Raw genomic sequence first — 3755 nt, forward strand, 5'->3', positions numbered from 1 at the left:
ATCGCCTTTCAGGTTGCTCTGATGAGCAAGGTTTTATCACCTCTGTCATCCTGCTCCCTCGCTACCCCGCCCCCCGATACCCGCGCCGCACGTGCTTCAAACTACTCACGCAAAAAAGCGAAGAGGCTTTTGTCTTTTCAGTTTCCCCTCAATCTGTCTCTTTATGATGGGAATTGCAGGAATACTTAAAAAATGCTCATGATGCCATCTGGGGCAACAGGCATACAAGATGAAAATGATGGGTGTTCCCATGCATTTTCATATAAAAGATGGTTAGAGATCGATTCCAAACTTCTCTGCATTTCGATCGGCGATCGCCTGAATCTTTGCGATCTCCTCTTCATTTTTCTTTGGCTTGAAGAGGTGGCGGAACCGTTTTTGGACAGAGAGATATTCTTCGACTGGTTTTCGTTTTACTTTCTTGGCTTTCTTAACAGTGCCATCAACCATCTCATAGTTGACCCAGAGTCCTGTCTCAACCGCCAGCTTTCCGACCTCAAGGGTCTTACTCCCCTCAAAACCCCATCCAGTGCAGCAGGGGGCATGCACCTGGATGTAGCAGGCACCCGGTGTGTTGACTGCCGTTTCGACCTTCTTCATGAGATCGGTCGGGTATGCCATGGTTGCTGTTGCAACATAGGGTGCACCATGGGCAGCAAGGATCGCGGGAACATCCTTCTTCTGATGCTTGTTCCCCATGGAACAGGATCCGGCCGGGCTTGTTGTTGTGCTGGCATCAAAGGGTGTTGCACCGGATCGCTGGATGCCGGTGTTCATGTACGCCTCATTGTCATAGCAGATATAGGTGATATCGTGGTTCCGCTCAAAGGCGCCGGAGAGGCAGAGCATCCCGATATCAACCGTTGCTCCGTCCCCTCCGATGATAATGACCTTCTCCTTCCTTCCCTGTCTTTTAAGTGACGCTTCGACTCCGGAGGCAACCGCACTTGCATTCTCAAAGAGGGAATGAATCCATGGAACCTTCCAGGCAGTCTCAGGGTAGGGTGTTGAGAAGACCTCAAGGCAGCCGGTTGGAGAGACGACGATGGTGTTTTCGCCTGCCCCTTTCAGGATCATCCTGACTGCACTTGCTGCTCCGCACCCTCCGCAGGCACGGTGGCCGCACTCGAACAGCTCTAATGTTTTATCAACCATTTACAACAACTCCTCGCGCAGTCCATAGAACATATCGCCGGATCCCTTCTCGGCAAGATCCACGATTGCTTTGATATCCTTCTTCCGGATGTCCCGTCCTCCGAGGCCGAGGATGTAATCGTAGACATCGATTGATGAGCCATAGAGTGCGTCTTTTACCTCAAGTGCAACTGCACCTTTTGATCCAAGAGAGACATTCTTGTCAAGTACAGCAACGGTTTTGATATGGGAGAGAGCGCTTGCAATCTCCTCGTCAGGGAATGGCCTGTAGCAGCGGATCTTCAGGAGCCCGACTTTTTTGCCGTCAGCCCGCATCTCGTCGATTGCATCCTTGACGGTTCCGCAGATTGAACCCATCGCAATGATGGCTGTCTCTGCATCTTCAAGCTTGTACCCCTCGATGAGTCCGGAATAATCTCTTCCGAACTGTTCGCCAAAGAGGGCGCCATATTTCCGGATCGCCTCTTTTGTACGGAGCATCGCCCGCTGGTTTTCGTACCTGAATTCAAGGTAGTAATCCGGCGTTGCGTACATTCCAAACGATATCGGGTCCTTTGCATCGAGTTTCTGGTATGGGTTGAATGCCGGGAGGTAGGCATCGACCTCTTCCTGTGATGGCATATCAACCGGCTCGTAGGTGTGGGTAAGGATAAACCCGTCGAAACAGACGAAGGCCGGGAGGAGGATGTCGTGGTCCTCGCAGACCCTGTATGCCAGGATGTGGAGATCAAGTGCCTCCTGGTTGTCTTCTGCATAGAGCTGGATCCAGCCTGAATCACGGAGTGCGATTGAGTCCTGTTGATCATTCCAGATTGAGAGCGGGGCGCTCATAGCCCGGTTTGCAATCGTCATCACGATCGGAAGGCGCATCCCTGCAACATTGAAACAGACCTCAAACATCAGGGCAAGTCCCTGTGAGGTGGTTGCCGAGTAGGTGCGCGATCCTGCAGCAGATGCACCCAGGCAGGCAGAGAGTGCTGAGAACTCACTCTCGACACAGATGTATTCCGACTGCAGGCGGCAGTCTGCAACCATCTGGGCGAGCGCCTCGACGATATGGGTCTGGGGAGTGATTGGGTATGCGGCGATCACTTCCGGACGGCAGAGCCTTGTTGCCTCAGCAACTGCGTGTGATCCCTCAAGTATCTCTTTCATTATTTCTCCTCCTTTTCCATCTTGATCGCATCTCCTGGACACTCTTCTGCACAGAGGCCGCACCCTTTGCAGTAGTCGAGATCTGGAATATACTCTTTTTCTCCCTTCACTTCGATACAGCCCTCAGGACAGATCAGCGAACAGATCCCACACCCGGTACACTTCTCCTTCTCAACGATCGGGTAGAAGACCCGCCATGAACCGGTCTTGTTGTCACGGCCTTTGCCGGGCCGGGCAGTGCATGCGATATTGAGCGGCATTATGCGCTGCCTCCTTTAATCATCTCATATGCCCTTTGCGAGGCCTTGATATTCGTGTCGGCGAGCTTGCCTTCGAATCGTCCGCGAAGTGCGTCTTCCAGTGCGGAAAACTCAATCTCACCGGTTGCTGCGGCAAAAGCACCCATCAGAGCGGTGTTTGTGATCGGAAGCCCGATCTCTTCGAGTGCGATTATGGTTGCATCGATTGTAATGATCGAAACTCCATCAGGAGCAGAATAGCCGCCGGTTTTTTCAGTATTGATGATGGCAACTCCTCCCGCTTTCATTCCTGCAAAGACATTGATGTCCGCAATCAGCGTGCTGTCCTGCACGATGATGTAGTCAGGTTCATACACCTGGCTTCGGAGTCGGATCTTCTCGTCACTAAACCGAACAAACGCCTGCACCGGAGCGCCACGTCGTTCGACACCAAAAGCAGGAAAAGCCTGGGCAAAGACTCCGCCCTGAAACGCGGCAACTGCAATGAGTTCTGCCGCGGTGACGGAGCCCTGTCCTCCTCTTCCATGGATGCGTAATTCTCTCAAGAAAAACCCCATATAATCTTACACGATTAATCATATATAATTACGGCATGGGGGATTCAAAATCGGTGAATGACTTTTCAGATCATATCAAAAATGACCGGGATTCCAAGAATCTCTCTATTTCCTCCGGCAATATCCCGTGCAATCATTGAGAGGCCGCGTGCTGCTGCCCATTCGTCATAGATGGCAATATCACGTCCAATGAGGGATTGCACCTCTTCTGCAATGACCGGAGCGCAGGATCCTGCAAGTGCCACCCGGGCATCTTTTGCAAGGAGGAGCATGGATGCAATCTCCATTGCGGCAAAGAGTGCGACAGTCTTCATCTGAAGATCTTCCGGCATGGTAGAGCTGACCCCCGCCTGCATGAAAGCCTCGTTTGCGGTCTGCTGGTGGCTGTCGATCCGCCGTATTGCATCGACATCGAGTGCGCCGTGCCTGGTTCCCGGTGCAAAGATGCATGCATCGAATGCTCCAACGATTTTTTTGTTTTTTACAAGAAGAGTGACGGTATTTGAGCTGGTATCGGAGACGACGAAGGTCTCCCCCAGATCATGTGAAACAAGGTAGGCGATCCCGATCTTCTCGGGGCTCGTCTGGTGCGAATAGATCTTGAATCTCGGATCGGTATCTGATCCAC

5 protein-coding genes are annotated in these 3755 nt (G+C 52.1%); all 5 read right to left on the reverse strand.

Going from position 1 to position 3755, the window contains the following annotated elements; all coding sequences use genetic code 11:
- Positions 1-273: 273 nt before the first annotated feature.
- Positions 274-1155, reverse strand: a complete 882-nt coding sequence (locus QCH34_RS08575; protein ID WP_300332871.1) for a thiamine pyrophosphate-dependent enzyme — start codon at positions 1153-1155, stop codon at positions 274-276.
- Positions 1156-2310, reverse strand: a complete 1155-nt coding sequence (porA, locus tag QCH34_RS08580; RefSeq protein ID WP_300332874.1) for a pyruvate synthase subunit PorA — start codon at positions 2308-2310, stop codon at positions 1156-1158. It lies immediately after the preceding gene.
- Complete coding sequence (locus tag QCH34_RS08585; protein ID WP_300332877.1) at positions 2310-2570, reverse strand: 4Fe-4S binding protein; 261 nt, start codon at positions 2568-2570, stop codon at positions 2310-2312. Before QCH34_RS08585 ends, porA begins: the two co-directional genes overlap by 1 nt.
- On the reverse strand, positions 2570-3115 hold the full coding sequence (locus QCH34_RS08590; RefSeq protein WP_300332880.1) for a pyruvate ferredoxin oxidoreductase subunit gamma: 546 nt from the start codon (positions 3113-3115) through the stop codon (positions 2570-2572). Before QCH34_RS08590 ends, QCH34_RS08585 begins: the two co-directional genes overlap by 1 nt.
- 77 nt (positions 3116-3192) lie before the next feature.
- On the reverse strand, positions 3193-3755 hold a 563-nt coding region (locus tag QCH34_RS08595; protein WP_300332883.1), incomplete at its 5' end, for a methanogenesis marker 12 protein.

The sequence above is a fragment of the Methanocalculus sp. genome (assembly GCF_029762515.1).
GTDB lineage: Archaea > Halobacteriota > Methanomicrobia > Methanomicrobiales > Methanocorpusculaceae > Methanocalculus.

Excerpts from the sequence above, each read along its gene's own strand:
- QCH34_RS08575 (WP_300332871.1), bottom strand. The coding sequence starts at position 1,155 with ATGGTTGATAAAACATTAGAGCTGTTCGAGTGCGGCCACCGTGCCTGC.
- porA (WP_300332874.1), bottom strand. The coding sequence starts at position 2,310 with ATGAAAGAGATACTTGAGGGATCACACGCAGTTGCTGAGGCAACAAGG.
- QCH34_RS08585 (WP_300332877.1), bottom strand. The coding sequence starts at position 2,570 with ATGCCGCTCAATATCGCATGCACTGCCCGGCCCGGCAAAGGCCGTGAC.